The organism is Streptomyces sp. NPDC031132, from assembly GCF_055570595.1.
Window position 1 is genome coordinate 1 of the sequence record NZ_JBVIGX010000022.1, and the last position, 24,813, is coordinate 24,813.

Annotated in this window: 28 protein-coding genes and 5 pseudogenes; 19 read left to right on the top strand and 14 right to left on the bottom strand. The window is 71.8% G+C overall.

Translation table 11 applies throughout. From position 1 onward, the window contains the following. Positions 1-90: 90 nt before the first annotated feature. Positions 91-312, bottom strand: a complete 222-nt coding sequence (locus ACZ49B_RS26890; protein WP_468310731.1) for a hypervirulence associated TUDOR domain-containing protein — start codon at positions 310-312, stop codon at positions 91-93. A gap of 115 nt (positions 313-427) precedes the next feature. On the opposite strand from ACZ49B_RS26890, the gene ACZ49B_RS26895 reads away from it, so the two are divergent. Next, entirely contained in the window at positions 428-739 is a 312-nt protein-coding gene (locus tag ACZ49B_RS26895) for a hypothetical protein (protein WP_468310734.1), read from the top strand. A 66-nt stretch (positions 740-805) separates the two neighbouring features. Beyond that, the gene (locus ACZ49B_RS26900) at positions 806-1,078 is read left to right on the top strand and encodes a DUF3253 domain-containing protein (protein WP_468310737.1); all 273 of its coding nucleotides are present in this window, start codon (positions 806-808) and stop codon (positions 1,076-1,078) included. A 487-nt stretch (positions 1,079-1,565) separates the two neighbouring features. Here ACZ49B_RS26900 and ACZ49B_RS26905 read toward each other — a convergent pair whose 3' ends face one another. Both ACZ49B_RS26905 and ACZ49B_RS26910 read right to left on the bottom strand, forming a co-directional pair. Further along, positions 1,566-1,841 carry a hypothetical protein gene (locus ACZ49B_RS26905; RefSeq protein WP_468310740.1) on the bottom strand — a complete coding sequence of 92 codons (276 nt, stop codon included), beginning with the start codon at positions 1,839-1,841 and terminating at the stop codon, positions 1,566-1,568. Between the two features lie 46 nt (positions 1,842-1,887). Continuing rightward, complete coding sequence (locus ACZ49B_RS26910) at positions 1,888-2,385, bottom strand: MarR family winged helix-turn-helix transcriptional regulator (protein ID WP_468310742.1); 498 nt, start codon at positions 2,383-2,385, stop codon at positions 1,888-1,890. Positions 2,386-2,484: 99 nt separating this feature from the next. On the opposite strand from ACZ49B_RS26910, the gene ACZ49B_RS26915 reads away from it, so the two are divergent. From ACZ49B_RS26915 to ACZ49B_RS26950, 8 genes and pseudogenes are all read left to right on the top strand, one after another. Beyond that, positions 2,485-3,666 (top strand): PP2C family protein-serine/threonine phosphatase, encoded by a 1,182-nt coding sequence (locus tag ACZ49B_RS26915; protein ID WP_468310745.1) that lies wholly within the window; start codon positions 2,485-2,487, stop codon positions 3,664-3,666. 33 nt (positions 3,667-3,699) lie between these two features. Continuing rightward, positions 3,700-4,176: pseudogene (locus tag ACZ49B_RS26920) on the top strand (MarR family winged helix-turn-helix transcriptional regulator); the annotation flags it as partial. 362 nt (positions 4,177-4,538) lie between these two features. Further along, positions 4,539-5,834 (top strand): PP2C family protein-serine/threonine phosphatase, encoded by a 1,296-nt coding sequence (locus tag ACZ49B_RS26925; RefSeq protein ID WP_468310747.1) that lies wholly within the window; start codon positions 4,539-4,541, stop codon positions 5,832-5,834. Further along, positions 5,831-7,477, top strand: a complete 1,647-nt coding sequence (locus ACZ49B_RS26930) for a sensor histidine kinase (protein ID WP_468310750.1) — start codon at positions 5,831-5,833, stop codon at positions 7,475-7,477. Before ACZ49B_RS26925 ends, ACZ49B_RS26930 begins: the two co-directional genes overlap by 4 nt. Beyond that, entirely contained in the window at positions 7,474-7,935 is a 462-nt protein-coding gene (locus ACZ49B_RS26935; RefSeq protein WP_468310753.1) for a response regulator, read from the top strand. The genes ACZ49B_RS26930 and ACZ49B_RS26935 overlap by 4 nt, the downstream gene beginning before the upstream one ends. Before the next feature lie 58 nt (positions 7,936-7,993). Next, positions 7,994-8,362, top strand: coding sequence for an STAS domain-containing protein (locus tag ACZ49B_RS26940; RefSeq protein ID WP_468310755.1), 369 nt, complete (start codon positions 7,994-7,996; stop codon positions 8,360-8,362). A 141-nt stretch (positions 8,363-8,503) separates the two neighbouring features. After that, on the top strand, positions 8,504-9,250 hold the full coding sequence (locus ACZ49B_RS26945; RefSeq protein ID WP_468310758.1) for a restriction endonuclease: 747 nt from the start codon (positions 8,504-8,506) through the stop codon (positions 9,248-9,250). Positions 9,251-9,301: 51 nt separating this feature from the next. Further along, entirely contained in the window at positions 9,302-10,573 is a 1,272-nt protein-coding gene (locus tag ACZ49B_RS26950; RefSeq protein WP_468310761.1) for a phospholipase D-like domain-containing protein, read from the top strand. 130 nt (positions 10,574-10,703) lie between these two features. Here the strand turns inward: ACZ49B_RS26950 and ACZ49B_RS26955 are convergent, their stop codons facing one another. Continuing rightward, a complete protein-coding gene (locus ACZ49B_RS26955; RefSeq protein WP_468310764.1) occupies positions 10,704-10,922 on the bottom strand; it encodes a hypothetical protein in 219 nt (72 codons plus the stop codon). 91 nt (positions 10,923-11,013) lie between these two features. On the opposite strand from ACZ49B_RS26955, the gene ACZ49B_RS26960 reads away from it, so the two are divergent. Further along, positions 11,014-12,201, top strand: coding sequence for an MFS transporter (locus ACZ49B_RS26960; protein ID WP_468310766.1), 1,188 nt, complete (start codon positions 11,014-11,016; stop codon positions 12,199-12,201). A 174-nt stretch (positions 12,202-12,375) separates the two neighbouring features. Here ACZ49B_RS26960 and ACZ49B_RS26965 read toward each other — a convergent pair whose 3' ends face one another. The 6 genes from ACZ49B_RS26965 to rpmG form a co-directional block, all read right to left on the bottom strand. Further along, complete coding sequence (locus ACZ49B_RS26965) at positions 12,376-12,552, bottom strand: hypothetical protein (RefSeq protein WP_468310944.1); 177 nt, start codon at positions 12,550-12,552, stop codon at positions 12,376-12,378. Between the two features lie 7 nt (positions 12,553-12,559). Continuing rightward, positions 12,560-12,730, bottom strand: coding sequence for a 50S ribosomal protein L32 (gene rpmF, locus ACZ49B_RS26970; RefSeq protein ID WP_468310769.1), 171 nt, complete (start codon positions 12,728-12,730; stop codon positions 12,560-12,562). Positions 12,731-12,792: 62 nt separating this feature from the next. Beyond that, positions 12,793-13,029 carry a 30S ribosomal protein S18 gene (gene rpsR / locus ACZ49B_RS26975; RefSeq protein WP_468310772.1) on the bottom strand — a complete coding sequence of 79 codons (237 nt, stop codon included), beginning with the start codon at positions 13,027-13,029 and terminating at the stop codon, positions 12,793-12,795. A gap of 35 nt (positions 13,030-13,064) precedes the next feature. After that, a complete protein-coding gene (locus ACZ49B_RS26980) occupies positions 13,065-14,207 on the bottom strand; it encodes a CobW family GTP-binding protein (protein ID WP_468310775.1) in 1,143 nt (380 codons plus the stop codon). Then, positions 14,204-14,452, bottom strand: coding sequence for a type B 50S ribosomal protein L31 (locus ACZ49B_RS26985; protein ID WP_468310777.1), 249 nt, complete (start codon positions 14,450-14,452; stop codon positions 14,204-14,206). Before ACZ49B_RS26985 ends, ACZ49B_RS26980 begins: the two co-directional genes overlap by 4 nt. Before the next feature lie 31 nt (positions 14,453-14,483). Beyond that, the gene (rpmG, locus tag ACZ49B_RS26990) at positions 14,484-14,648 is read right to left on the bottom strand and encodes a 50S ribosomal protein L33 (protein WP_030162346.1); all 165 of its coding nucleotides are present in this window, start codon (positions 14,646-14,648) and stop codon (positions 14,484-14,486) included. A 122-nt stretch (positions 14,649-14,770) separates the two neighbouring features. Here rpmG and ACZ49B_RS26995 point away from each other — a divergent pair. The 3 genes and pseudogenes from ACZ49B_RS26995 to ACZ49B_RS27005 all read left to right on the top strand — a co-directional run. Further along, positions 14,771-14,914: pseudogene (locus ACZ49B_RS26995) on the top strand (bL28 family ribosomal protein); the annotation flags it as partial. Continuing rightward, positions 14,914-15,218: pseudogene (gene rpsN, locus ACZ49B_RS27000) on the top strand (30S ribosomal protein S14). The pseudogenes ACZ49B_RS26995 and rpsN, both read left to right, overlap by 1 nt. A 45-nt stretch (positions 15,219-15,263) precedes the next feature. Next, entirely contained in the window at positions 15,264-15,638 is a 375-nt protein-coding gene (locus ACZ49B_RS27005) for an NPCBM/NEW2 domain-containing protein (RefSeq protein WP_468310780.1), read from the top strand. On the opposite strand, the gene ACZ49B_RS27010 is transcribed toward ACZ49B_RS27005, so the two are convergent. Beyond that, entirely contained in the window at positions 15,613-16,218 is a 606-nt protein-coding gene (locus ACZ49B_RS27010; protein WP_468310783.1) for a hypothetical protein, read from the bottom strand. The two genes, ACZ49B_RS27005 and ACZ49B_RS27010, sit on opposite strands and share 26 nt — an antisense overlap. A gap of 574 nt (positions 16,219-16,792) precedes the next feature. Here ACZ49B_RS27010 and ACZ49B_RS27015 point away from each other — a divergent pair. After that, entirely contained in the window at positions 16,793-17,347 is a 555-nt protein-coding gene (locus ACZ49B_RS27015; RefSeq protein WP_468310786.1) for a hypothetical protein, read from the top strand. Positions 17,348-17,667: 320 nt separating this feature from the next. Here ACZ49B_RS27015 and ACZ49B_RS27020 read toward each other — a convergent pair. Further along, positions 17,668-18,039 (bottom strand): annotated as a pseudogene (locus tag ACZ49B_RS27020) (helix-turn-helix domain-containing protein); the annotation flags it as partial. Between ACZ49B_RS27020 and ACZ49B_RS27025 the strand changes: the two are divergent. The 3 genes and pseudogenes from ACZ49B_RS27025 to ACZ49B_RS27035 all read left to right on the top strand — a co-directional run. Continuing rightward, a pseudogene (locus ACZ49B_RS27025) lies at positions 18,038-18,445 on the top strand (TetR family transcriptional regulator); the annotation flags it as partial. The pseudogenes ACZ49B_RS27020 and ACZ49B_RS27025 sit on opposite strands and share 2 nt — an antisense overlap. A 17-nt stretch (positions 18,446-18,462) precedes the next feature. Continuing rightward, positions 18,463-18,699 (top strand): hypothetical protein, encoded by a 237-nt coding sequence (locus ACZ49B_RS27030; protein ID WP_468310789.1) that lies wholly within the window; start codon positions 18,463-18,465, stop codon positions 18,697-18,699. Further along, on the top strand, positions 18,689-18,946 hold the full coding sequence (locus tag ACZ49B_RS27035; RefSeq protein WP_468310792.1) for a hypothetical protein: 258 nt from the start codon (positions 18,689-18,691) through the stop codon (positions 18,944-18,946). Before ACZ49B_RS27030 ends, ACZ49B_RS27035 begins: the two co-directional genes overlap by 11 nt. A gap of 373 nt (positions 18,947-19,319) precedes the next feature. Here the strand turns inward: ACZ49B_RS27035 and ACZ49B_RS27040 are convergent, their stop codons facing one another. Together ACZ49B_RS27040 and ACZ49B_RS27045 are read right to left on the bottom strand one after the other, a co-directional pair. After that, positions 19,320-20,246 carry an MASE1 domain-containing protein gene (locus ACZ49B_RS27040; RefSeq protein WP_468310938.1) on the bottom strand — a complete coding sequence of 309 codons (927 nt, stop codon included), beginning with the start codon at positions 20,244-20,246 and terminating at the stop codon, positions 19,320-19,322. Positions 20,247-20,438: 192 nt separating this feature from the next. After that, complete coding sequence (locus ACZ49B_RS27045) at positions 20,439-21,656, bottom strand: SpoIIE family protein phosphatase (RefSeq protein WP_468310940.1); 1,218 nt, start codon at positions 21,654-21,656, stop codon at positions 20,439-20,441. A 578-nt stretch (positions 21,657-22,234) separates the two neighbouring features. On the opposite strand from ACZ49B_RS27045, the gene ACZ49B_RS27050 reads away from it, so the two are divergent. Beyond that, positions 22,235-24,715 carry a SpoIIE family protein phosphatase gene (locus ACZ49B_RS27050; RefSeq protein WP_468310795.1) on the top strand — a complete coding sequence of 827 codons (2,481 nt, stop codon included), beginning with the start codon at positions 22,235-22,237 and terminating at the stop codon, positions 24,713-24,715. Positions 24,716-24,813: the final 98 nt, after the last annotated feature.

A 24,813-nucleotide genomic window follows, 5' to 3' on the forward strand; every position in this document is an offset into this window, starting at 1 on the left:
GTGCCCCCACCGCGTCGACTCCCTCCTCGGCCTTGCGATCGCACGCACCGGACGCCGCTCCCTGATCCGGCCTGATCGGCAAGACACCCCCTAGGTGCCCTTCTTGCGCAGTGCGCTCGCCTTGTGGACCGCGGACCGGCCCGTCTTGTGGCTCTCCACCTCGTACTGGGGCTCCTCCGCGGAGGCGTCGACCGCACGGCCCGCCGCCCGGGTCCGCTTCGTGATCTTCTTCTTCACCTTGCCCGGGACCGTCTGGCCGTGACTCCTCCACGACACCTCGTCGCCGCGGCGCGGTTCCCTGTCGCCGTTCATCACGTCTCCCGTCCGTCTGCGTTCCGGCGGGCTGTGCCTGCCCCGGCCCGGCCCGGGGCATGCCGTCCGGCCCCGGAGAGGGTTCGTGGCCGCCCGCAGGGGGCACGCGCCGGTCGTGAACGGCAAAGCGTCGCCGCCCGTCACCCCGGACGGGCACCACGTCGTCATCGGCGGTCGCCGCTGGCGTGCCACCGACCCGACCGTCCCGGCGGAGGCGTCCGCCCGGCTGCGCGCCCACCTGATGGCCGCGCGCCGTGCGGTGGCCGCCGCCCGGCGTACCGGTGACGCGGCAGCGGAGCGCGCCGCCCGGGACCGGGTGCAGACGGCGAAGGTGGCCCTCGGTGAGCGCGGCGTGCCCTGGTGGGAACAGAGCGCTGAGGAGCGAAGGACCCGCTGGGGCGACGGCCTGCGGGCGCTCGACGCCTGAGGCGGGGAACGCGAGCGACCGGCCCGTCGGCAGCGCGGCGCGCCGCCGCGATGGGAGGCTGGAGTGGTGACGCGCACCGCAAGACAGGCGGGCCGGGCCCTGGAACGCGCCATCCTGGACCTGCTGGACCGCCGTGGTCCGGCCTCGACGATCTCCCCCTCCGACGCCGCACGAGCCGTGTACGAGGGGGATGACGACGGCTGGCGCGCGCTCATGGAGCCGGCCCGCCGCGCAGCCCGACGGCTGGTCACGTCGGGAGAGGTGGAGATCACCCAGGGCGGCCGCCGGGTCGAACCGGCGGCGGCCCGCGGCCCGATCCGGATCCGACGGGTCCGCTGAACCTTCCCCGGACGGGGAAGGGGAGGTCAGGCTCGACGGGGGGCCGCCGCCGGTTCGACGGGGCGGTGGCCGAACACCGCCGTCACAGTGCTCACCGCACCGATCCAGGCCGTGACCGCCGCCCCGGCCACCGCCGGTGAACCACCGAGGGCCCCCGTGACGAGGGCCAGGAGTGCCGCTCCCCGTACGAGGGCGGCCCCGGCGACTTCCCGGGGACCTGCCGTGTCCCGGAGCCGGGTCCTCGCGACCGGGACGGGCCGCGGGGCGTGCACCGCGTGTGCCGTGAGCTGCCCTGGCAACGGGTTCCACGCGGCTGCCTCGGGCGCGGACAGTCGCCTCCGAGCAGACATTGAGCCTCCAGGGCGGGCTGCGCCCCTCCCGGAAAGGGAGGGGCGCAGCGGTTGCCGAGGGACAGGGGCCGGACCGGAACGCGCCGCGGCCCGTACGGCCGGGCACGGGCAACGCGACGCCGTCGCGCGACCGGGCGTCAGGCCGTGGGCTCCTGCGGGACGGGATCGTTGCTCTGGCGGCCGTCCTCCGCCTGTGACGCGTCCCCGGCCTCCCCGGAGCCACCGGAATTCTCGGAGCCACCGGCGTCCCCCGCACCTTCGCCGCGTCCGGCACCCGCCGCGCCCGGCAGGTCCGGCGCCGGGGGGTCCAGCGGCGGAAGGTCGGGAGTGAGGGCCGCCTCGCTTTCGGGGACCTTGGCGGGCAGTTCCGGCTCGGCCGTCCCGGGCTCGCGGGTCTTTTCCGTATCGTTCATGTCGGCCGCTTGCCCCCTATTCCGGTCCGGACACGTGCCGGGGGCGTCAGGCCGTCCGGGGGGCGAGCGTCTGCCGGGGCGGCAGTCGGAGCGGGGTCGCGACCGCCGAGCAGAAATCGGCCAGCCCCGCCGCGAGGGCCTCCCGCGAGGCCGGTGACATCGTCGCCATCGCCTTCGCCAAGGACTCCTGCCTGCGCGCGCGCAGGCCGTCGAGGTAGGCGCGTCCGGCCTGCGTCAGGTGGACCAGGACTTCGCGCCGGTCGTCCGGTCCGGGGTGCCGTTCGAGGAAGCCGACGGCCTGGAGCCGGTCGCACAACCGGGTGACCGACGGCGGGGCCGCCTCCAGCAGCCGGCCCAGTTCCCGCAGGTTCATCTCGTTCCCGTCGACGAGGAACAGAACCCTGGCCTGGGCGGAGGAGACGGGCGGCTCGCTGACCGTGTCACGCCCCCGCTCCCAGACCACCTCCAGCAGCTCGATCAGCTCGCTCATCTCCGCCACCGCCGACATGACCGGCCGGTGGGAGCCGCTCGGCGGTTGACTCATGTGACACTCCCCCCGGGTGTACGAGCCGCCTTTCCCGGCGAACCGGCGGCTTCGTGGTCCCCCATTTTGACAGTCGTGAGAGAGGCGGGTATCAAACCGGTGGCTGGAGGCGACGGAGTGGCGCGCACCCTGCGGGACGCGGCACCACACGAGCTGTTCGAGAAGGTCCGTGAGGCCCTGGTCCGCGACCACGGAGCACGGAGCGCGGAATTGCTGATGGCGGACTACGCCTCGGCCCGCCTCCAGCCCGTCACGGCCCAGCCGTTCACCGCGGAGTCCGTCTCGGCGTACAACGGCGCGGAGGGCCGGGCCTTCGGCGCCCAAGAGCCGCACGTCGTCGCCCGGGAGAGCGGGGTCACCGCCCACCTTCCGGTGAGCGTGCGCGGCGACCGGCTGGGTGTCCTGAGCGTCCACTACGCGGCCGGCGCGTACACGCCCGCGGCCCTCGGGCCCCTGCGGGACGTGGCGGACGCGCTGGCCCACGAGATCCTCGTCGCCGACCGGGACACCGACTTCTTCCTGCAGGCCCGGCGGGCCAAGCGGCTCACCCTGGCCGCCGAGATGCAGTGGCAGCTGCTGCCCGGACGCTCCTGCTCGCGTCCGGAGTACGACCTCGGAGCGCAGTTGGAGCCCGCCTACGCCATCTACGGCGACTGCTTCGACTGGTCGGCCTCGGCCGACCACCTGACGCTGACCGTCAACAACGGCATGGGCGAGGGCATCGACGCCGCCCTGCTGACCAGCCTTGCCGTGAGCGCCATGCGCAACGCCCGCCGAGCCGGCCTCGGGATCGCCGACCAGGCGTCGCTGGCCGACCAGGCCCTGTACGGCCAGTACCGGGGCCGGATGCACCTGGCGGTGCTGCTGCTCCGCATCAGCCTGGACACCGGCGAGGCCGAGATCGTCGATGCGGGATCGCCCCGTCTCTGGCGACTGCGCGGGGGAACGGTGGAGCAGATCGCGCTGGAGGCCCAGCTGCCGCTCGGGATGTTCGAGGACACCGTCTACGCCTCTCAGCGCTTGCGCCTGCTGCCCGGGGACCGGCTGTTCTTCCTGAGCGACGGGGTGTACGACGTCCTGTCCCCGGCCGGGGAGCGCTACGGCCTGAACGCCCTGGGCCGGGCGGTCCTGAACACCCGTCTGCTGCCGCCCTCGCAGGTGCCCCGGGCGTTGCTGGAGGAGCTGGCCGGACACCGCGGCGCCGTCGAGGCCACCGACGATGCCATGGTCCTCTGCCTCGACTGGCACGGACGGCCCGGTGCGGGGCCGAGCGAGCCATAGGCGCCGGAGACGGGAGGGTGCCACAGTGGTGGCATGTCCCGTCCCGGCCCGACCGGAGCACACGAGGATCCGGGCGCGGTGCTCGGCGCCGCCGCGGAACTCCTCGCGGTCCTGTACGCCCGGGGCCAGGACGGCGGAACACCAGCCGTGTCCCCCTCGCAATGGAGGGCGCTGCTGGCCGTCGAGGCGGCCGAGGGCATCAACCTGCGGGCCCTGGGTTCCCTGCTCGACTCCCGCCCGCCGTCGGTCACCCGCCTCTGCAGCCGGCTGGAGGCCATGGGCCTGCTCACTCGCGCTCCGCACCCGAGCAGCCGGCGCGAGGTCGAGCTGCGCCTCACGCACCAGGCGCGGGCCCTGCTGGACGAGCGGCGGACGGCCCGGGAGCGCGCCTTGACGGCGGTGCTCGCCGGGATGGCACCGGGAGACGTGGACGCGCTGGTGACGGGTCTCGCGGCGTTCCGGGAAGCGGCCGCCAGGCTCTTCCCGGCCGCCGTCGCCGCGAGCACCCCGGCGCCGGCGGCCGCGGCAACTGCCACCGCGGACGTGCCGCCGGCCGCTCCTCCCGCCCCTGGGCCTGCGGTCACTCCCGCTGCGGACGTGCCCTCGGCCGCTCCTCCCGCGGACGTGCCGCCGGCCGCCCCGGCCGCGGCCACCCCGTCGGCAGCTCCCCGCGCCGCCCGGATCCCGGACACCGCCTGAGGGTGGGGCGGGGTCCTCGCGGGGACTGGTACGACCGCCGGTGCGCGCACGGCATAATCATTGAGTTCGTAAAACATTGCCTGACGGCAAATGATCGCTCTACGCTGATCCGGTACGACCAGGCGTCCGTCGGACGTCCGCTTCCGGCGGCGAGAAGGGACAGACGCGACGCGATGGCGAGCACGATTGGGCTCGGGGACCGGCACCCTGCTGCCCGCACGCCACCGCGGCAGGTGGTGAACCGGGCCCGGCAGGCCGCGTCCGTCGAGGGGGATGACTCGCTGGCCCTGTGGGACGGGGTGCCGCCGTACGTCCTGCTCATCGAGGACGACGAGGGCGACGCCCTGCTCGTCGAGGAACTCGTCGAGGACAGCGGCATCGACGTCCGTCTCGGCCGCGCCTCCTCCCTCGCCGACGCCCTGCACCTCCTGGAGGAGGAGGCGCCCGCCTGCGTGCTGCTCGACCTCCACCTCCCCGACGCCCAGGGGCTCGACGGACTGAAGAAGGTCCTCGCCGTCTCCGCCGAGTTCGCCGTCGTCGTCCTCACCGGTCTCTCCGAGGAACGTGCGGGACTGACCGCCGTCGCGGCCGGTGCCCAGGACTACCTGATCAAGGGGCGCGTGGAGCCGGACGTCTTCATGCGGGCCATCCGGTACGCGATCCAGCGCAAGCGGACCGAGCTGGCGGCGGTCGCCCTCGAAGCGGGCCGGCTCCGCGCCGAGGAGAACGCCCGTCTCGAACGCGGTCTGCTGCCGACCCCGCTGCTCCTCGACGACCCGGCCGACGCCGTCAGCGTCTGCGCCCGCTATCACCCCGGACGGGCCCAGACACTGCTGGGCGGTGACTTCTACGACGTCGTCCAGACCCCCGACGGGGCCACCCACGCCGTCGTCGGCGACGTCTCCGGGCATGGCCCGAGCGAAGCGGCGCTCGGCGTGTGCCTGCGCGTGGCTTGGCGGTCCTTCGTGATGGCCGGCGCGCGCGGCGCCGAGCTGCTCGGACTGCTGGAGCGCATCCTCCTCGCGGAGCGCTCCGGCCCCGAGATCTTCGCCACACTGGTCTCCGTCACCCGCCCGCCCGGCGCCGCCGCCGTGTCCGTGCAGCGGGCCGGCCATCCCGGATTCCTGGTCCGCTCCACGGCCGGCGTGGAGTTGTGGACCGTCCCGGGAGGGCCCGCGCTCGGCATCATGCCCGGCTGGGGCGCCGGCTGGCCCGTCACCGAGGTCCCGCTGGAGAAGGACGGCGCCGTGATGCTCTTCACCGACGGGCTGATCGAGGGACGCGTCGGTCCGGGGTCCGAACGGCTCGACGAAGCCGGTCTCCTGGAGATCGCCCGCCGCCACGCCGACCTGCCCGCCGAACTGTTCGTCGACTCCCTCATCCAGGCGGCGCAGGGCCTCGCCGCGGACTGGGGCGGCCTGGCCGACGACGTCGCCGTACTGCACCTCGAATGGAACACCCCCACGTGACCCCCACCGCACAGCCGCCGACAGAGCGCCGAGGACGGGCCGCCGACCGACACGGGCCGAGCCTGCAAGCCTGGCTGACCACCGTGCTCGTCGTCCTGGCCCTCGTGGTCGTCGGCACGGGCGCCCTCGGAGCCACCCTCCTCTCCCGCACGACCACGGCCGGAGACCGGCTCGTCGACGGGATCCTGCCCGCCCAGCGGGACGCGCTGCGGCTGGAGACCGCCCTCCTGGACCAGGAGACCGGCATCCGGGGCTACCTGTTGGCCGACGAACCCGCGCTTCTGGAACCGTACGAACGGGGCCTGGCCAACGAGGCCGCCGCCGCGCAGCGCCTGTCGACCGTCCTCGAGGGCGACGCCGGGGTACGCGCCGACCTGGCGGCCGTGCAGGAGGCCGCCCGCGCCTGGCGACAGGAGTTCGCGCTGCCCGCCATCGCCTCCGTGGACGACGGTGACCCCCGGCCCTCGCTCCAGACCGGCAAGGACCGTTTCGACGAGGTCCGCCGACGGATCGCGGCGCAGCAGGCGCACCTGGACCGCATCCAGGCCGAAGCCCGCACCACCTTCGGCGAGGCGCGTACGCAGCGCGACAAGATCCTCCTGGCGATCGTCGTGGGCTTCCTGCTGGCCGGCGCCGCCCTCGGGGTCTTCCTGCACGTCGGTGTGCTCCGGCCCCTCGGACTGGTGCGCGCGGCCTCCCGACGCGTCGCGAACGGGGCCTTCGACGAGCAGATCCCGCTGCGCGGCCCGGCCGACCTGCGGGACCTGGCCGCGGCCGTGGAGGCCATGCGGCACCGCACCGTCGCCGAACTGAACGAGTCGCGGCGCAACGCCGAGCGGCTCGACCGCACGGCCGGGGAACTCGACGCCCAGGCAGTCGAGCTGCGCCGTTCCAACGCGGAGCTGGAGCAGTTCGCGTACGTCGCCTCGCACGACCTCCAGGAGCCGCTGCGCAAGGTGGCCTCCTTCTGCCAGCTTCTGGAGAAGCGCTACGGGGACCAACTTGACGCGCGCGGCACCCAGTACATCGCCTTCGCCGTCGACGGCGCCAAGCGGATGCAGGTGCTGATCAACGACCTGCTGACGTTCTCGCGGGTGGGCCGGATCCAGGACGCCCGCGAGACGGTCGCCCTGGACGTTTCCCTGGACCGGGCGCTGCGCAACCTGGCCGCCGCCGTCGAGGAGAGCGACGCGGAGATCACGCGGCCCGAGCGGCTCCCGGACGTGGTGGGCGACCCCACGCTCCTGACCATGCTGTGGCAGAACCTGCTCGGCAACGCCGTCAAGTTCCGCTCGCCCGACCGCCCCGCGCGGGTGGAGGTCGCGGTGGTCGACGAGCCCGCCGCGGACCCGGGCTTCGCCACCTTCTCCGTCACGGACAACGGCATCGGCGTCCCGGCCGAGTTCGCCGAGAAAGTGTTCGTCATCTTCCAGCGGCTGCACGGCCGCGAGACGTACGGAGGGACCGGCATCGGCCTCGCGCTCTGCAAGAAGATCGTCGAACACGCGGGCGGCCAGATCCAGATCGACACCACCCACCAGGAGGGCACCCGGATCGTCTTCACCCTGCCCGTCGCCCGCGGTGCCGATGCCGATGCCGATGCCGTACCGGACCCCGTACTCACCGAAGGAACCCCCTCATGAGCACCTCCGACGACCACACCCGGGCAGCCCCCGCCGAAGTCCTGCTGGTCGAGGACGACGCGGGCGACGAGCTGATGACCCGTGAGGCCTTCGCCGACAACAAGATCGGGAACGTCCTGCACGTGGTGCGGGACGGCCTGGAGGCACTGGACTTCCTCTACCGCCGGGGCGAGTACGCGGACGCGCCCCGCCCCGACCTCATCCTCCTCGACCTGAACCTGCCCAAGTACGACGGCCGGCAGGTGCTCGAGCAGATCAAGACGGATCCGGAGCTGAGCCACATCCCCGTGGTCGTGCTCACCACCTCGGCCGCCGAGGAGGACATCCTGCGCAGCTACAAGCTGCACGCGAACGCCTACGTGACGAAGCCGGTCGACCTCGACCAGTTCATGCGGGCGATCCAGCAGATCGACGATTTCTTCATCACGGTCGTCAAACTGCCCCGCGCCGCCCGGTGAGGGCCGGACGGGAACGGGGCGCATCGCGAACCGGCACAACGACGCGGAGAGGACGGCCATGAACAGGGACACGCAGGACACGGAAACACGCAGCCACGTCGAGACGCGGTCCGAAGGGGACGTACGGATCGTGGTGATGGCGGGGGAGTTCGACATGGACAATGTGGCCGCGCTGCGGGTCGCGATGGACCCCGCGGCGCCGGGTGTCGCCCGGTACGTACTGGACGTCGCCGCGGTGACGTTCGTCGACTCGACCGCACTCGGCGTCCTGCTGCTGCCGGCCCTGGAACGGCCGGTGGTCCTGGCCGGGAGCGTACCCGCCCGCCTGGCCCGGCTCCTGGAACTCACCGGCGCCGACACCGCATTCGCCACCGCGCCCGGTGTGGCCGAGGCCACGACCATGACCATCGCGCCCCGGCGGGTGTGACGGGATCCGAGGTCCTTCCCCGGTTTGAGAACCGTAATCGCGGCCATACGGGCGTCCGACAGTGTTCGACGTCCGTCGAGGTCCCCGGTCCGACACGGATCGGGGACCTCGACGCGCGAAGGGGAGGGGAGGGGACCTCGTATGGCGACACCTGACGAGGACGTGCCCGCGTCCGTGCGGGGCACGGGTCTCGGGCGTGACGTGGTGCTCGTGGTCGGGCTGCTCGGCATCGGCATCGGCGGCTTGGTCGCCTTCGTGAAGGCTGCGCCGGAGAGCGGGGCCGGACTCCCGGTGTCGCCGATCGCCGCCCTGGTCGCGCTGCTGCTCGGAGCGGTACTGGTGAAGTGGACGGTCGCCCCCGGCCGGCGCCACGCCCCCCGACCGCGCGGCATCCGAGGGCGGCCTCCGGCAGCGGCGCTCGACGGGAGCGCGGCACCGACGAGGGAGCTCCCCGACGTGGGGAGCGGGGCCCTGGACCACGCCGGGGCCGACGCAGACGGCTTCGAGCACACGGTCGCCGCCTTGTGCGCCCGGGACGGCTGCACCTCGGTGGAGGTCGTCGGCGGCGCGGGCGATCTGGGCGCCGACGTCCTTGCGACGACGGCGGACGGGAGGCGGGTGGTGCTGCAATGCAAGCACTACTCCGAGGACAACCGGGTCGGTTCGCAGGACCTCCAGCGCTTCGGCGGGACCTGTTTCGCGGTCCACCAGGCGGATGTCGCGGTCCTCGTCACGACCGGTTCCCTCACCGCTCCCGCGGCCGAGTACGCCGACACCTGCGGGATCGTCTGCGTCGACGGCGAGGCCCTGGCGGCGTGGACGGAGATGGAGGCACCGCCTCCGTGGGAGGCGGGCGGACCGGAGCCCGGAGCGAGTGCCTCCGCCTGACCCGCCCTGCCGTCCCGCCCGTCCCGCCCGTCCCGACCGAGGAGCACCGCCATGACCGACACCGACACCACCCGCGCCGCCGTCACCGGCACCCCCGCCGCCCGCACCACGCCGCTGCCCGGACCCGGGCCCGGGCCCGGGCCCGTCACCCCCGGCACGGACGAGGCGCAGGAACGCATCCACCGCATCCGCCGCCGGCTGGAGAGACTGATCGGCATCGCGGCGACCGAAGGGAACTCCGTACGCCCCCTGCGCAACGGAGACGAGATCTTCGCCGCGATGCTGGACGCCATCGCCTCCGCCCGCCACACCATCGACATGATGACGTTCGTGTACTGGAAGGGCGCCATCGCCCGCCGGTTCGCTGAGGCCCTGGCCGAACGCGCCCGCGCCGGGGTTCGGGTACGGCTGCTCCTGGACGGCTTCGGCAGCCGCCTGATCGAGCAGGACCTCCTGGACCACATGGACGCCGCCGGAGTGGACGTCGCCTGGTTCCGCAAGCCCGCCTACCTCTCCCCGCTCAAGCAGAACCACCGCTGCCACCGCAAGGTCCTCGTCGTCGACGAGCGGACGGCCTTCACCGGCGGAGTGGGCATCGCCGAGGAATGGTGCGGTGACGCCCGCAACCCCGGCGAGTGGCGCGACACGCATGCCGAGGTCCGCGGACCCGCCGTCGACGGGATCGCCGCGGCGTTCGCGCAGAACTGGGCGGAGTGCCATCCGGAGCTCTTCGACGAACGCGACCGATTCGGGCCCCACGAGCCGGCCGGCTCCGCCATCGTCCAAGTGGTGCGCGGATCGGCCGCCTTCGGCTGGCAGGACATGCAGACGCTGATGCGCGTGATCCTCGAATCGGCGCAGGAGCGCGTGCGCCTGGCAACCGCGTACTTCGCCCCCGACGACCATTTCGTCGACCTGCTCGCGGCCGCCGCCCGCCGTGGCGTCACGGTCGAGATCCTGCTGCCCGGCCCGCACACCGACAAGCGCGTGTGTCAACTGGCCGGACAGCACCACTACGAGGCGCTCACCGCCACGGGCGTGCGCATCCACCAGTACCAGCCGACGATGATGCACGCGAAGGTCATCACCATGGACGGCGTGGTTTCCCTCATCGGCTCGTCCAACTTCAACCGCCGCTCCCTCGACCACGACGAGGAGGTCATGCTGGCGGTGATGGACCCGGACCTCACCCGGACCCTGGACGAGCACTACGACCAGGACCTGGAGGTCAGCACGCGGATCGTCGGGCACCGCTGGAAGCGCCGCTCCCTGCTGCAGCGCGCCCGGGAGCTGTCGGTCCGCCCGCTGCGCCGCTATCTGTGAGGGCCCGGGCGCTCAGGACAGGCGCAGGACGGTACGGATCGTCTTGCCGTAGGAGTGCGTCCGGCACTCCACGCGCGCCGCGAGGCGCTGTACGAGTGTCGGACTCGGCCTCCCGTAGCCCGCGTTCGGCCTACTCCAGGGCCTCGGCCGTGCGGCCCACCTCCTCCGGCTCCCGGGCGGTCACCAGGTGCGTGTGGCCGTTCGGGGCGAGGTCCGCAGCGTGGACGGCGACGAGCGTGTCCACGCTGCCGCCGTCCGCCTTCAGGAGGCGCTCCATCAGGTACTTCTCGGTCCACACCTCGGGGCTGATCCGCCAGGCGGCCACGATCATTTCGCGTGCCCGAGTCATGCCCGGCTCACCCAGGACCTCCCGGTCCGGGATGCCGTGGCGTCGGCATGCCGCGCCGTCCGCGATTCCGGTCGCCATTAACGTCGGCGGTATGGACGGTGATCGCAGACGCTGGCGCCAGTGCTTCCTCGGCGGGGCGGTGTTCGCCGTGTGCATGGCCGGCACCACTCTGCCCACCCCCCTCTACGGCCTCTACCAGGAGAAGTTCGGATTCTCCGAGCTACAGGTGACGGTGGTGTACGCCGTGTACGCCTTCGGCGTCATGGGGGTCCTGCTGCTGGCGGGCAACGCCTCGGACGTCGTCGGCAGGCGGCCCGTACTGCTGGCGGGCCTCGGACTCGCGGCGGCGAGCGCCGGTTGCTTCCTGTGCGCCACCGGGCTGGGCTGGCTGTACGCGGGCCGGCTGCTGTCGGGGTTGTCCGCAGGTCTGTTCACCGGGGCCGCCACGGCTTACGTCATCGAACTGGCACCACGGGACGGCTCCTCCCGCGCCACGTTCGTGGCGACGGCTGCCAACATGGGCGGGCTGGGCTGCGGCCCCCTGCTCGCCGGTGTGCTCGCCCAGTACGTTCCCTGGCCGCTGTACCTGCCGTTCGCCGTGCACCTCGTCCTCGTGGCCGCTTCGGCCGCCGTCCTGCTGCGACTCCCCGAGACGGTACGGGAGCGGCAGTCGCTCGCGGCGGTACGGCCTCAGCGGCCTGCTCTGCCGGCGTCGGTGCGGCAGGTGTTCGTGCCCGCCGCAGCCGCCTCGTTCGTGGGGTTCGCGCTGTTCGGAGTGTTCACGTCGGTCAGCCCGGCGTTCCTCGTCGAGTCCCTGGGCGTGCACGACCGGGCCGTGAGCGGGCTGATCGTCGCTTTGGCCTTCTTCGCGTCCACCGCCGGACAACTGGCCGTCGGCCGCATCGGGGTCGGCCGTTCCCTGCCACTGGGCTGCGCGGCACTCCTCTGCGGGCTGGTGCTGCTCGCGGGCGCCCTGTACTGGGACCTGCTGGCGCTGGTGGTCCTCAGTGCGCTCGTCGGTGGCAGTGGGCAGGGCCTGGCGTTCCGCGGGGCGCTCTCCGCGGTGGCCGGGGCGTCTCCGGCCGACCAGCGCGCGGCGGTCATCTCGATGCTGTTCGTGGTCGCGTACGCAGGCATCTCGGTACCGGTGATCGGCGTGGGCGTATTGACGGGGCCCCTTGGCCTGGAGGGCGCCGGACTGGTGTTCCTCGCCTGTATGACCGCCCTGGTTTCGACCGCGGCCGTCTATCTGCTCCGCCATCCCGTGCGCCAGGCGTAGTCGACCACGCCCGAGGACCGAACACCCCTCCGGCCGGAGCGTCGCCGGGCGCGGCCCGAGGACTTCCCTTACTGCACCGCCTCGCCGCGCACCGGTTCGTGGGGGGCACACGGATCGGTGAGGCCATCGAGCACCTCCAGGCCGCAGGCGACCGTTCCGAGGCGGCCCGATCGCTCACCGGCCGCGCATTGAGCCCTGCCCCTCGAGTTCGTCGCCGCCGGCAGGGTCCGGCAGGAAGTTTGCGGCGTCGAACACGGTGACCGTGGTGTCGAGGCGTGCGAGGTCCCCGAGGGCGGCGCCGGCGAGGAAACCGGGCAGGACGGTCACCGGCAGTCGGTCGTACGTCGTCATGGGCGGCTCAGCCCTCGGGGCGGAGCAGGCCGCGCTCGTACGCCTTCACCAGACGCTGCGGCACCTGGTACACGGAGCCGTCGACCGTGATCGGCACGAGCCGGGGCGTGGCGGCCTTCCACCGGGCCCTGCGGTGGCGGGTGTTGCCGCGGGACATCTTCCGCTTGGGGGTGGCCATGGGATCTCCTGAGTGAGTCGGTGTGTCGTGGGAGTGGGTCGGGGCGCAGGGGGCGGCGGGCCTCACCTGCTGCCGTACGGGAGCAGGGCCATCTCGCGGGCGTTCTTGATCGCGGTGGCGAGCTGCCGCTGCTGCTGGGCCGTGACGCGGGTGACGCGCCGGCTGCGGATCTTTCCGCGGTCGGAGATGAACTTCCGCAGGAGATCGTTGTCCTTGTAGTCGACGTACGTGATCTTTGCTGCGTCCAGTGGGTTTGGGCGGGACTTGGGGGGCTTGTGGGGGGTCTGGCGGCGAGCCATGTGCCTTCCTTCCTTGGCCGGTCGTGGGGTGGTGGTCAGGGGACGGGGTCGAGGAGGGGGCCGAAGGCGGCCGGGAGTCTGCGCCATGCATCGGGTCCCGCCGCGTATTCGGTGTCGGTGAGGAGGCAGGACTCGAGCAGTTGCTCCAAGCCGTGGCGGTCGAGGCCGGGGGAGGTGAAAACGAGGTGCTGGCAGCAGTCGCCGTGCTGGGGGTGCCAGTCGAGCGAGGCTGCCGCCCTGCGCATCGGTGGGACCAGCTCCCAGGCGGCGTCCGGCAGGGACGCCAGCCAGGGGCCGGCGTTCTCGACGGACAGGGCGCCACCCGCAGCGTCCCAGGCGAGCAGGGTGTCGGGGCGGTCGGCGAGCCAGAGACGGCCGCGGCTGCGGGCGGCCGCGCAACAGAGGTCTTCCAGCGCCTCGTAGAGGCGTTCGGGGTGGAAGGGCCGCCGGCGGTGCCAGACGAAGGTGGTGACTCCCGCCTCGTCGGCTTCCTGGGGGAGCAGCGCGCAGGCCGGGTGCTGGGCGGCGGCCGCTGTCTCCACGTCGAAACCGGCGAAGGCCAGCCGGGCGAGTTCGCCGGATGAGGCGGGTACCTGCCGGGCGGTCGGATGGAGCTGGGTGAGCAGGGCCCGGTCCTCGTCATCGGTGTCTTCGCCGGAAACCAGGGCGAGGACGGGGGCATACTCCAGCTGCCGCGCCCAGGTGTCTGCGACGGTGCGCTGGTCGGCGGCGGCTGCCGCGAGGCCCGCCTCTGCCAGGTCATCGCCGTTGACGAGGTACGGGAGTACGAGCGCGGGGTCGACCGCGGTGATCACAGCGGTGAGTTCGAGTACGCCGGCGCCGTGTGCCGCGACGACCTCGGCCATCGCCTTGGGCTCCACGGAGTCCCAGAGCTCGACGACGGCCAGCCGGGTCAGGCCGCTGTCGGCCAGTCGTGCCAGTTCGGGGACCAGGTCCTCGCGCAGCGCGCAGCACGCGCAGTCGTTCACGAGGGGTGCCGTGCCTCGGGACAGCTCGCCCGAGGCGTCGCGCACCACACGTCGCACGGTGCCCTGCGCTGCGGTGGACAGGTCGTGGTGGAGGGAGACGCTGTCGGGGACGGCGTGCAGCAGCCGGTCCACGACCTCCTTGCGGGCGTCGCAGTGGAGCCCTCCGACGAGGACGACGGGCAGGGTCACGGCTTGGTCCCGTAGCGGCGCTGGAAGCGCTCGACGCGACCGGCGGTGTCCAGGACGCGGGCGGTGCCGGTGTAGAAGGGGTGGCTCTGCGAGGAGATCTCCACGTCGATGACGGGGTAGGTGTTGCCGTCTTCCCACTCGACGGTGTTGGCGCTGGTCGCCGTGGACCTGGTGAGGAAGGCGAAGTCGGCGGTCTTGTCGCGGAAGACGACGGGACCGTAGGAGGGGTGGATTCCGGGCTTCATGACGGTGTCCTCTGAGCAGGGAGCGGGGGGATCAGCGTTCTTCGCGGAAGTCGACGTGCCGGCGCACCACTGGGTCGAACTTGCGCAGCACCATGCGGTCCGGGTCGTTCCGCCGGTTCTTGCGGGTGACGTACGTGTAGCCGGTGCCCGCGGTGGAGCGGAGCTTGACGATCGGGCGTACCTCGTTGCGTGCCATGCCGCCACTATACGGGAATGGGAATCGTTTTCAATAACTGGTTCAGAGAGAGGGGGCGATAGCGGGTGCGCCGGTGCGAGTGGGAGATGTTGTTGCCAAGCCCGGCTGGGTGCCGGTGAGTTGACATCCAGGCCAAGCGCCATTGGCTGCCGAGCGAAGGCCGTCATGTCCGCTTGACCCTGAGTGCGAAGGCGATCAAGACCATCGACACCCTTGGCATCGAGGCCGCGGTGGCCCGGATCCGCGCGCGCGGGGTGAGGGTCTGATGGCGAAGAAGAGCAAGATCGCGCAGAACGAGAAGCGCAAGGCGACCGCTGCACGGTACGCCGCCCGGCGTGCCGAGCTGAAGGAGCTCTTGCTGCGACGGTTGTCGACGGACGTCGAACGACGTGCGGTGCTCGAGGAATTGCGCAAGCAGCCGCGCAACGCGAGCGCCACCCGCGTGCGCAACCGGGACGGCGTCGACGGCCGGCCCCGCGGCCATCTGCGGAAGTTCGGCCTCTCCCGCGTCCGCATGCGGGAACAGCACACGCCGGCTTCCTCCCCGGAGTCACCAAGTCCTCTTGGTAGCGCCCGTAGTCCGGCGCCGACGCGTGGGTCCCCGTTGCCGGTGGGATGCGGGGGCCTGCGCGTTGCGTCGCCTGCCGCAATCCCCACCGCGCCGTTGAGCGCGACGAGACCGCATGTCGGCTCCCGGGGCGGCAGTCGTGGCGGCTGCGCCACCGGCGGACCTGTCCCAGGGTTTCGACGGTGCCGCCGGCGCCGGTCGCCGACGCCCAACTGAGCGACCTCGCGTGGGTGTCGTCCACCAACGACTGGAGTCCGGTGGCACGCGACCGGTCCAACGGGCGACAGGCGGTCGGGGACGGCACACCGATCTCGTTCGGCGGAATGACCTACGCCAAGCTTGAAGCGGGACCGCGCCTCGCGTCCGACACGACGCTGCGGGGGAGCGCCTGCGCTTTCAGGGGCGGAGGCCGGCTTGCCTGAGCGCCACCTGGGACAGGTCGCCGATGACCTGCTCGTCTGCCCGCCGCCAGGCATCGGCGAGACCCTCCGGCGGAACGGAGACGGATGCGAGGTCTCTCATCGGCCCGGTCAGGGCACGTAGGGCAAGCAGATCAGCACCGCCGGGAGCGTCGAGAAGACCCCGGATCCAAGCACTACGCCGGATCCAGCGCACGCGCGGGGGCAGCCAGAGCGCCAGCACGATCGAAACCGAGGTGACGATCAGGACCCATGCAGTCAGGTCGGCCACGCGGCCCACCACGTCCTGCATCGACTGCCCGGCATCGGAGAGCCCGTGGCCGGCCTCGGCGGCGGACTGCAGCGGTTTCTTCAGAATGCCCCCCACCAGCGGCACGTTCGAGGCCGCATCCCCCGCATCGCCGAGGCCGGAAGCAAGACTGCCGCCCGCGTCCTCCACCGTCCGCCCCGGCTCGGCCAGCAGCATGATGCCGTCGTGGACAGCCAGCGCGAACCTGACCGCGGCCGCCACCAGGACCACGGCGATGAGGTCAGCGAGCACCTGCCGACAACGACGTGCTCGAGTCTGGGCGTAAAGACGCATCGGCGTGCTCCTGTTCCGGCGCCATCAACGGACGAGACCGGGCCCCCACCGGATGAGGGGCGACAGCCATGACGGCAAGGCGGGGCCCACCGCCGACCGTACGCGCCACCCGCCCCGTCCGGTCTTCTTCACATGCCGATTTCACCGACACGTCACCCCGGACCGGGACCGCGCCTCCGCGGACGGCAACACACGGGTTCGGATCCTCGGACATCCCGGCCACGCGGTTGCCGGGGCCGCCGCGCCCGGGCCCTGCCCCTGCCCGGGCATCTCCGCGTTCGCCGGTCTTGCGGAAGTGCAGCGGATCCCCTTCGGCAACGCGTACCGCCTCGGGCCGCGCAGCGCCGGGAGGGCCGACGTGGCGGCGTGTCGTTGACACCTGCCCAACGGCGTGCGACAAAGGCCCCGTGGGTTCGGCCGGTCTCCTCGTCCAAAGTGCGGTTCTCCGCTTGACCGGGCCATCAGTACGGGGCCCGTCCCGGCGCCGGGCCACGCGAAAAATGCACCGTCGCCCCACGCAAGACTGCCGAACAGTGGGCACAGCACCGCACATACGTGAACGGACGACTCTCCCTTGACCACGATTCCCGGATCCCGTGTCTCGGGGCGGACCTGGATGGTCCGTCTGACCGGCCACGGTGACCACACCGTCTCCGTCACCTGCACCACCGAGGCGTGCCGCATGCCGCCCCGGTCCAAGGACACGGCGGCCATGCGCCGGTTCGCCGCCGAGCACGCCCGCGCGCACGCCCGCCTCGTCAAAGTCCGCCCCAACGCGGCGTGTGCCTGCCGGGCCGCCGAGTGCGGATTCCACGAGGACACCAGAACCTCGTGTGTCGGTGCCCCGCTGCTCGTACTCATCCACAACCCGGCCGTCGGCCAAGTCTGGACCCTCGCCGAGATCTGCCAGACTTGCGCCCCCTTGATCTCCCACACCGCCGTCCTCGGCCGTGCCGAGCAGCCGGCGTCTCCTCGTCCCTCCGGAGCATCGGCTCCTGCTTCGCCCCTCCCCGCCCCACAGGCTCCGGCACGTGTGGCCGTGGCCGGAGGCTTCTCGTCCCCCGAGGCCGCTCCCGAAGCGGTCTCCCGCCGCCGCCCGTACCGTGGTGGCCCCCGACGCCCCCGCTGACGGCCGCCACACGAGGCAGGAGCCACACCTGTGACCCGTGGTCGGCCGGTCGGCGCGATGCCTGGCGGCTCGGGTGCAGGCACGGTCCGTTGGACTGCCTCCTGCGCGGATGAGCGCGCGGTCACACCGTCCATACCGCACATGCCCATGCTCTGCTCCGAGCCCGCCCCCGACACGCGGGTGTGGCAGGCGTAGGGCACGTCGCGCGTCCCTGGCCGGGACGGGCAGGGCGTGCCGCATCGGTGGGCTGGCCGGCAACTGCGCCGGCCCTGCCCGGCTCGCCGCGTTCTGGAGCGAGGCCCTCGGCTACGTCGAACGCCGCGGGCGGCGTCCGGTCCGGTGAACTCGGTGGCCTTGCGCAGGCGGTAGTCGACCGTGTTCGGGTGGACCTGGAGCCGGGCGGCGGCCCGGCGCCGGTCAAGGCTGCACGCGAAGAAGATGCGTAACGTGACGAGCAGCTCCGGGCGCGCATCGAGCGGGTCGAGCAGCGCGGCGAGCCCGTTCCTGGCCGGGCTCGGGCGGCTCAGCTGGTACTCGAGCAGCACATCGTCGAGCAGGTACGGTCCGGCCGCTCGGCCGGACGCCTCCACCACCAGAGTCCAGTTGTCCTCCTGCGTCTCGATCATCGTGGCCACTGCTCGCACCAGTTCACGCGGGTTCCGGGCAGGGGAATCGGGGCAGCGATGACTCGCCGTTGACCAGGTGGAAGCCGAGCATGCAGGCGATGGCCGGGCTCAGGTACTCGGATTGGCACGTTTCATCGCCGACGGGCTGCCGGGCATCGCCCAAAGGGGCTGCCCCTTCGTGAACTCCATCGCCGGTCTGCCCGACCCCAGCCATCCGGCCCGTCGGCTGATCGAGAACCACAAAGCCGATCAGCGGCGTCGCCTCACGGACATGTGCGAGCGGGCTGGTGCGAACGTGCCCGATGATGTCTCCGCAGAGATCACCTTCTTCCTGGAAGGCGCCCCGATCAGCGCGCAGAACGGCAGTGTCGACCGCGCGGGAGACAGGCTCGTGGCCGCAGTCTCGGCAGTTCTGGCCAGAGGGACGGCGATGCGGGAGGAAGGCGATAACGTGGTGGCACACGCCAGATGACAGCCCAGGAGCCCCGGATGAGCCAGCAGCCGGCCACCGCGCCCGTGCCCGAACGCCAGCCCCTCGACGAGTACGCCGCCGCATCCGTCCTCGCGTACGCAGCCGACCAGCGCGCGAAGGCGGACGTCCTCGCCTCGGTGCTCGAGGACATCGCCGCGAACGGCTACCCGTCCCCGGAGACCGGCGTACTGTGGGAGACCGCTCGCGACGCCCACCTCGCCCGTCTCGCGGACGAGCAGCCCCGTGTCGCCTGACCACGCCGCGCGCCGCTCGCGCGTCGTCATGGTGGAGCCGGCGCTCACCCAGCTCGCCAAGCTCACCGCGAACGAGACGCATCGCCTGGACCGAGCGATCGTCGCCATCAGCGTCAACCCCGAACTCGGCACCGAGGTGCCCGGCACCCTGCTGCGCGACTACGCGGACGAGATCGACGGGGTACGCGTCATCTACTACGTAACTGCCCTGCGGACCATCACGATCGTGGCCTACGTCGAAGTCTGAGGTGCACACCAGCGGCGCCCTGGATCCGCTTGAGCGCCCACCGACAGGCCGGCCGCGAGGGCGTGGAGGAGGTCCAGGACACGCCGTCGCAGCAGCCGGCCGGCAGGCTGATCAGCGACAGCGTTCTCATGTCCGGGACCGGCGCGGGTCGCCGTGGTGTCCCGGTCCGTGCCGTCTCACGGGGCAGTGCCGAACCCGGTTGCCGCGGTGCCGTACGCTCCGGTCGCCGGCAGCGCATCGGCTCCGGCTCCGGACCGGCCGTGCCGTTCAGCTCGCGCGCCCGGGTTCCCGGCGCGAACGCAACCGCGCGACCCAGCTCATGTCAGGCGTTGCTCACAGCACTTGCGTCGGCGGGTGCTCGGTGCACGCTGAGTCATCCCGTCGGCCTCTCGGTCCGTCCGCCGTCCTCTTCCGTCTCGCTCCCCCGATCGGGGAGCCTCAGGTGGCGGCCGCCGGCGGTGGCTTTGGCCACCATGTCGGCCAGCAGCCTGCAGGCCCGCGCGATCTCTTTCTGGGTCTGGTTGCGCTGACTGACGGCAGCCGCGACCAGCAGCGCGGTCAGGGAGGAGGAACCGTTGAACGCTTGCAGGGTGATCATGTTGGTGAGCAGGTCATGACCGGCGAACGGGCCTGAGCCACGGGTGGCGGCGACGATGGCGAAGGTCGACATGGAAAGGGCGCAGAGCGCGGCCCCGGCCAGCTGGAAGCGGAAGGCCGCCCAGATCAGCAGCGGGAAGCCGAGAAACATGAGCGGTGTGCTGCTGGTCTCGAGGAAACCGACGTAGACGGTGGCCGCCACGAGCAGCAGTCCCTCCGCCCAACGGGACGGCCGCGCATGTTTCGGCCAGCGTGCGAAACGGAGAACGAGCAGGACGGGTGTCACCACCAAGACGCCCATCGCGTCGCCGGTCCACCAGACCGACCACGTCGGCCAGAATTGCTCGGCGCCCAGCACGCCGGCGAGGGCCAGGGTCCCGCTGCCCACCGTCGCGCTGATCAGCATCCCGGTGAGCGCACCGAGGAAGATCAGCCCCATCGCATCCTGCAACCGGTCCAATTCCGTACGGAACCCGGTGCGGCGGAGCAGTGCGTACGAGCAAACGGGCGCGAGGGTGTTCCCCATCACGATCGCGAGCACGGCCGGGGTCGACGGGCCGAGCGGGGCGTTGACCAGCAACGCGCCCAGCGCGATCCCGGGCCAGACCCGCAGTCCCCGCAGGAGCAGGCTCGCCAGGGCGATACCGGTCGGCGGCCACAGGGGGGTGACCTGGCCTCCTACCAGTTGCTGGATCAGTCCCAGCTTGGCTGAGCCCTAGTACAGCGCGGCAACGGCGCATGCCTCCAGGGCGGCCAGTCCGGCCGACCGGAGCCGTTCAGGCCGCGCGGCAGTCATCAGGCGACACCTCCGCATCGCTATCGGCCCGTAGTCCATCATCCGTCGGATCTCTCGGATCCTCCACGGCACTGCCGAGCTGGATGTGAGACACGGGCATCAGAGGTGCGGGGTGCGCAGGGCGAGGATGGCCAGGTCGTCGTGACCGTCACTGGGGTGGTGATCGGCCAGGGCCTGAACGAACTCCTGCAGGGGCAGGGCGGCGTACAGGGTGGCGAGATCGGTGAGCAGGTCGAGGCTCTCGTCGATGCTTCGCTCGGGATGTTCGACCAGCCCGTCCGTGAAGAAGACCACGGTCGCGTCCGGAGGCAGGAAGCGGGAATGGTCGGGGCGGGGCTGTTCGGGGTCGACCCCGAGCGGTACCCCGGGCTCGGCGAAGAGGTACTCGGCCGGGCGCCCCGGGGTGATCAGCAGTGGTGGGACGTGGCCCGCGGTGCTCCAGTGGAGCCGCCAGCCCGGTGCCTCGGGTTCGATGCGCGCCAGGGTCGTGGTGGTGACGGGGTTGCTCGTGATGGCGTGCAGGGTGCGGTCGAGCTGGGCCAGGATGGCGCTGGGCGGATTGCTCTGGTCGAACAGCAGAGCCCGCAGCATGTTCCGGGTGGAGGCCATGGAGGCCGCCGCCTTCAGATCGTGACCTACCACGTCGCCGATGACCACCGCCACGACGTCGTCGGCCAGCGGGATGGCGTCGTACCAGTCCCCGCCGAGTTGACTCGGCTCGGCAGCGGGCCGGTAGATGGCGGCGGCTGCGAAAGGCCGCAGGTCCGGCAGGGAGGGCAGAAGAAGCCGTTGGAATTGCTCGGCTCCGAGTCGAACCCGTTCGAACAGGCGGACCTTCTCGATCGCGATTCCGGCGGCACTGGCCAGGGCGATGACGACGTTCTCGTCGTGGACGTCGAAGGGCTGCCCGTCGCGACGCTCGGAGAGGTAGAGGTCACCGTAGATCTCACCGCGGACGCTGATGGCGACGCCGAGCAGAGTGTGCAGGTGCGGGTGGCCGGACGGGAACCCGGCGGACGACGGATGGGCTGAGATGCTGTCGACCCGCAGGGGTTCGGGGTGGTGGATCATGTGCCCGAGGACACCCAGACCGCGGGGCAATCCGGTTTCGGCCAAATCGGCGCGTTCCTGTTCGGACAGGCCGGCGGTGATGAACTGTTCCAAGTGCTCGCCGGAATCGCTGAGTACGCCCAGTGCCCCGTAGCGAGCGCCGACCAAGTCCATTGCGGTGGTCACGATGCGGTGCAGCACGTCAGGCAGCTCCACCTCCCGGCTGATGGAAACCACCGCATCCAGCAGGCCCTGCAGTCGGTCCATGGCGGACAGCAGGGAGCGCAGTTGCTCGTCGATCCTGGCCAACTCGGTACGCAGACGTACGTGCAGGTCGGGAAGGTGCGGCTGCCCTGGGTGTTTCTCTTCCCCGTTTCCTGCCATCACGAGCGCCCGGTGTCAGGATGGCTCCACTTCCGCACCGACGTCCTCGGGTCTGCCCGCAGGGCAGGATGGATCCCTTCGTACGACCCCTGACCTGAGCGGTGCATTCCGGTCTCCTGACACGACCCTGATCAATCGAGACCACAGCGTGGCACGGCCGTACAGGCGAAACGGCCATTACTCCGAAGGCGGCATGCCACTCCGGGGTGGTGACGCCACTCCCGGTTCCAGCGGTCGAGCGGTGGCCCGCCGTCGCGCGGTACCCGACTCACCGGGCCCGGGCGGCTCGGGCCCGACTCGGGGGCACGCGGTGGACGACCCTCTGCCGACGTACAGCGGCGCGGCGATACTGAAGATGAGCCGACTGCTCAATCGCTGGTCTCTGTTCTCTGTTCACCCCGGGTAGTCGCTGCGGCAAATGCCCGCTGTGCAGTCCGTTCGGAAGGTCGAAGGTGGCAGCGATGGACGCATCAGCGCCTGGATCGGGCGAGGCGCCCGAGGACCCCTTCGCGCTGCACAACTCGGCCTCGGCCGTTGTGGACGACCGCGGAAGGGTCGTCGGCTGGAGTGAGCGCGCACAGGAACACCTCGGCTACCCGCCCGACGAGGTGCTGGGCCGCATGGCGCTCGAAGTGTTGTTCGATTCGCGTGATCGCGAGGTGGTCCGGGACGCAGCGGCCGCGTGTGAGCGCGACCGGGGCTGGTCCGGCATCCTGCCCGTCCTGCACCGCAGCGGGCGACGGGTGGAGCTGGGCTTCCGTGCCCGCGCCGTCATCCGCGCCGGCTCGGCCCGCGAGTGGTTCCTCGTCGTCGCCCCGGCGGAGGAGGTGCTCCAGTGGGAGACGGACCGGTCGGTCCTGGACGGTCTGTTCCGGCGCTCGCCGATCGGCCTGTCCGTCCACGCCCCCGACCTGAGCATCCTGCGGATCAACCGGGCGCTGGCGCGCTTCACGCAACTTTCCGCGGCGGACATCCGGGGCCGGCGCATCGGCGACTTCCTCATCGGTCCGGACCTCGAGACCATCGAAACGCGGCTGCGCCGGGTGCTGCACACGGGCGCCCCGCTGATCTTCACCGAGCAGCCCTGTCGCCTGAGGAGTGACCCCGGTCATGAGCGGGTGGTGTCGGTGTCGGCGTTTCGGATGGAGGACCCCTCCGGCGGGATTCTCGGAGTCACCCAACTGGTGGAGGACGTCACCGACCGCTACCGGGCCCGGCGGCGGCTTGCCCTCCTCAACCGGGCGAGCGCGCGCATCGGGACCACGCTCGATCTCGGCCAGACCACCCGGGAGCTGGCCGACGCCGCCGTCCCCGGCCTCGCAGACGCCGTCTCGGTGGATCTGCTGGAGTCCGTGGCCCGAGGTGAAGAAACCGCCGAGGAGGCGAGGGGACCGGTCCGCAGAATGGCCGTTCACTCGGTCATGGCAGAGGCGCTGCAGGTGATGTACCCCGCCGGGGAGGTCTTCCACTTCGACCCTCGCACCCCGCAGGCCAGGTGCCTCGGCGATCAGCAGCCCGTCCTCGAACCAGAGCTCCAGAGCAGCCCCGGATGGTACTTCCAGGATCCGGAGCGCGCACAGCGCGCCGCCGGTCTGCACGCCCACTCGCTGATCGTCGTACCGCTGACGGCCCGCGGTCTGCTCCTCGGGCTGCTCAGCCTGTGGCGGGCCGAGCGTGGTGAGCCGTTCGAGGAGGACGACCTCACGCTCGCAGAGGAATTCGCCGCGCGGGCCGCCCTGTGCATCGACAACGCCCGCCGCTACACCCACCAGCATCAGGCCGCGTTGACACTGCAGCGCAGCCTGCTGCCGCAGGAGTTGCCCGAATACAGCGCGGTTGAGGTCGCGCACCTCTACCTGCCGGCCGACCCCGCCACCGGCGTCGGCGGCGACTGGTTCGACGTCATCCCCCTTTCCGGAGCACGCGTCGCCCTGGTCGTCGGCGATGTCGTCGGCCATGGTCTGCACGCTGCGGCCACCATGGGCCGCCTGCGCACGGCCGTGCACACCCTGGCCAGCCTCGACTACGCTCCGGACGAGGTCCTCTCCCACCTGGATGACCTGGTCAATCGCCTGGCAGATGAGCAGGAGCCTGCAGGCGGACGTTCGCAGGGCCAGCAGATCGTCGGCGCGACGTGCCTCTACGCGGTCTACGATCCGACCTCCCGGCGCTGCACCCTGGCCCGGGCGGGCCACCTGCCCCCGGCCGTGGTGGCCTCCGACGGCACGGTGAGCACGCCCGACCTTCCCGAGGGGCCGCCGCTCGGGCTGGGCGGACTCCCGTTCGAGTCCGCCGAATTGGAACTCGCCGAGGGAAGTCTGCTGGCGCTGTACACGGACGGCCTGGTCGAGGCCCGTGGCCTCGACCTCGACGAGGGACTTGAGCGGCTGCGCGGAGCCCTGTCCCGGCCCGGCCGTTCGCTGGCGGAGACCTGCACGGACGTGCAGAACGCCCTGCTGCCGGATCACCCGCCGGATGACGTCGCACTGCTCCTCGCCCGCACCCGCGTACTGGCGCCGGAGCAGGTCGCCTCCTGGGAACTGCCCTCGGAGCCGACCGCCGCCGCCCGGGCACGGCACCTGACGGAGACCACACTGACCACGTGGGGCCTGGAAGAGATGGTCTTCACCGCCGAACTGGTCGTCACTGAACTGATCACCAATGCCTACCGGTACGGCGGCGGCACGCCGGTGACCCTGCGGCTCATCCGCGACCGCAGCCTGATCTGCGAGGTCTCCGACAGCAGCAGCACCGCTCCGCACCTACGACGGGCGCGCACCACCGACGAGGGCGGGCGCGGTCTCTTCCTCGTGGCCCAGCTCACCGAACGATGGGGCACCCGCTACACCCGGGACGGCAAGACCGTCTGGACGGAGTTCCCCCTTGCCACAGAACAGGAGGGGCACTGCGCGGCGGTCGTGAACCCTGCGCTCAACTGCTGACACCAGGTGAGTCGAAGCCGAGCGGGCTCCGTCGGCGTGAGTGTCCGACTCGGGATCCCCCGGATGTCGGAGGGATCACCACGGAACCCATGTGCGGC

Bases quoted from the DNA above. Each gene is read 5' to 3' on its own strand.
- ACZ49B_RS26940 (WP_468310755.1), top strand. From the start codon at position 7,994: ATGAACAGGGACACGCAGGACACGGAAACACGCAGCCACGTCGAGACG.
- ACZ49B_RS26890 (WP_468310731.1), bottom strand. From the start codon at position 312: ATGAACGGCGACAGGGAACCGCGCCGCGGCGACGAGGTGTCGTGGAGG.
- ACZ49B_RS26925 (WP_468310747.1), top strand. From the start codon at position 4,539: ATGGCGAGCACGATTGGGCTCGGGGACCGGCACCCTGCTGCCCGCACG.
- ACZ49B_RS27005 (WP_468310780.1), top strand. From the start codon at position 15,264: ATGCGGGGGCCTGCGCGTTGCGTCGCCTGCCGCAATCCCCACCGCGCC.
- ACZ49B_RS26985 (WP_468310777.1), bottom strand. From the start codon at position 14,452: ATGAAGCCCGGAATCCACCCCTCCTACGGTCCCGTCGTCTTCCGCGAC.
- rpmG (WP_030162346.1), bottom strand. From the start codon at position 14,648: ATGGCACGCAACGAGGTACGCCCGATCGTCAAGCTCCGCTCCACCGCG.
- ACZ49B_RS26935 (WP_468310753.1), top strand. From the start codon at position 7,474: ATGAGCACCTCCGACGACCACACCCGGGCAGCCCCCGCCGAAGTCCTG.
- ACZ49B_RS27030 (WP_468310789.1), top strand. From the start codon at position 18,463: ATGAGCCAGCAGCCGGCCACCGCGCCCGTGCCCGAACGCCAGCCCCTC.
- ACZ49B_RS26950 (WP_468310761.1), top strand. From the start codon at position 9,302: ATGACCGACACCGACACCACCCGCGCCGCCGTCACCGGCACCCCCGCC.
- rpmF (WP_468310769.1), bottom strand. From the start codon at position 12,730: ATGGCCACCCCCAAGCGGAAGATGTCCCGCGGCAACACCCGCCACCGC.
- ACZ49B_RS26955 (WP_468310764.1), bottom strand. From the start codon at position 10,922: ATGACTCGGGCACGCGAAATGATCGTGGCCGCCTGGCGGATCAGCCCC.
- ACZ49B_RS27050 (WP_468310795.1), top strand. From the start codon at position 22,235: ATGGACGCATCAGCGCCTGGATCGGGCGAGGCGCCCGAGGACCCCTTC.
- ACZ49B_RS26960 (WP_468310766.1), top strand. From the start codon at position 11,014: ATGGACGGTGATCGCAGACGCTGGCGCCAGTGCTTCCTCGGCGGGGCG.
- ACZ49B_RS26965 (WP_468310944.1), bottom strand. From the start codon at position 12,552: ATGACGACGTACGACCGACTGCCGGTGACCGTCCTGCCCGGTTTCCTC.
- ACZ49B_RS26905 (WP_468310740.1), bottom strand. From the start codon at position 1,841: ATGAACGATACGGAAAAGACCCGCGAGCCCGGGACGGCCGAGCCGGAA.
- ACZ49B_RS27045 (WP_468310940.1), bottom strand. From the start codon at position 21,656: ATGGACCGACTGCAGGGCCTGCTGGATGCGGTGGTTTCCATCAGCCGG.
- ACZ49B_RS26945 (WP_468310758.1), top strand. From the start codon at position 8,504: ATGGCGACACCTGACGAGGACGTGCCCGCGTCCGTGCGGGGCACGGGT.
- ACZ49B_RS27010 (WP_468310783.1), bottom strand. From the start codon at position 16,218: ATGCGTCTTTACGCCCAGACTCGAGCACGTCGTTGTCGGCAGGTGCTC.
- rpsR (WP_468310772.1), bottom strand. From the start codon at position 13,029: ATGGCTCGCCGCCAGACCCCCCACAAGCCCCCCAAGTCCCGCCCAAAC.
- ACZ49B_RS26910 (WP_468310742.1), bottom strand. From the start codon at position 2,385: ATGAGTCAACCGCCGAGCGGCTCCCACCGGCCGGTCATGTCGGCGGTG.